The organism is Enterobacter sp. IF2SW-B1, from assembly GCF_001743375.1.
GTDB classification, from domain to species: domain Bacteria; phylum Pseudomonadota; class Gammaproteobacteria; order Enterobacterales; family Enterobacteriaceae; genus Enterobacter; species Enterobacter bugandensis.
In genome coordinates this window covers 1-769 of record NZ_MJAA01000069.1, presented here as the reverse complement: position 1 = coordinate 769, position 769 = coordinate 1, and the positions used below count along the sequence as shown (strand labels likewise).

Sequence of the window (769 nt, the reverse complement as noted above, 5' to 3'; positions counted from 1 at the left end):
TTATATTCTATTGAGGAAGTAATTTTTGCTTCAAAAATTTATAAAAGTAATCGTAATAATGACGCTCTTCAAAGTGACTTAATTATTGGAGAATTCTATGGAGATTCAGACTTATTGTTAGTTCGATGTGATCCTAATAGTGATGATTACGGCTCTATTTTTGTTGTCTTACATATAGATCAAAGACAAGATTGGTACATTGTTGCTAATACTTTTCAAGAATTCATTAGTAAATTTTATGAAACTCAGGGTGATAAATTCTGGGAACCTTAAAATTATATGGCCGATATAAGCTCTATTTAACTTATGTTCACCTAAAATTTATTTAATTATCACAAAAATAGTATCATTTTTTGAATTTCATATAACGCCCATTATGTTAAATGGAATGTTTATGAGAAATTAATAGTCTATTTTTGTTTGAGATTGAAGTATATTTAAAAAAGTTAAGTTGTTTTTTTAAATGCATAACTTCATCTTTTAGTTTTTTGATTTGTTGCTCTCTTTCGTCCTGTATAGGGTAAGTAAGTTCACCAAATTTTCTAACTAACTGACTGTATTCAATCAATTTATTGTAGTCAAGTTCGAAATCTCCGCTTTTTATATATTTAAGTATAGTCGAGCGAGGTTTTTTATACGCTATAGCAGCATCACTGATCGAAAATTTTTTTAAAAAATGATGATTTTTACCTAGCATACTATTTCACTTAAGGCATTATTAATTTCATATATATATGTTAATAAATTTAACAGATACAAGATATAAATA

Annotated in this window: 2 protein-coding genes; one reads left to right on the top strand and one right to left on the bottom strand. The window is 26.3% G+C overall.

Annotated elements, in window-relative coordinates:
* Window positions 1–273: SMI1/KNR4 family protein (locus A6013_RS25765; protein WP_083275094.1), on the top strand; the 273-nt coding region annotated here is incomplete at its 5' end.
* A 106-nt stretch (window positions 274–379) separates the two neighbouring features.
* Here the strand turns inward: A6013_RS25765 and A6013_RS23755 are convergent.
* On the bottom strand, window positions 380–697 hold the full coding sequence (locus A6013_RS23755) for a hypothetical protein (RefSeq protein WP_000900860.1): 318 nt from the start codon (window positions 695–697) through the stop codon (window positions 380–382).
* Between the last annotated feature and the right edge of the window lie 72 nt (window positions 698–769).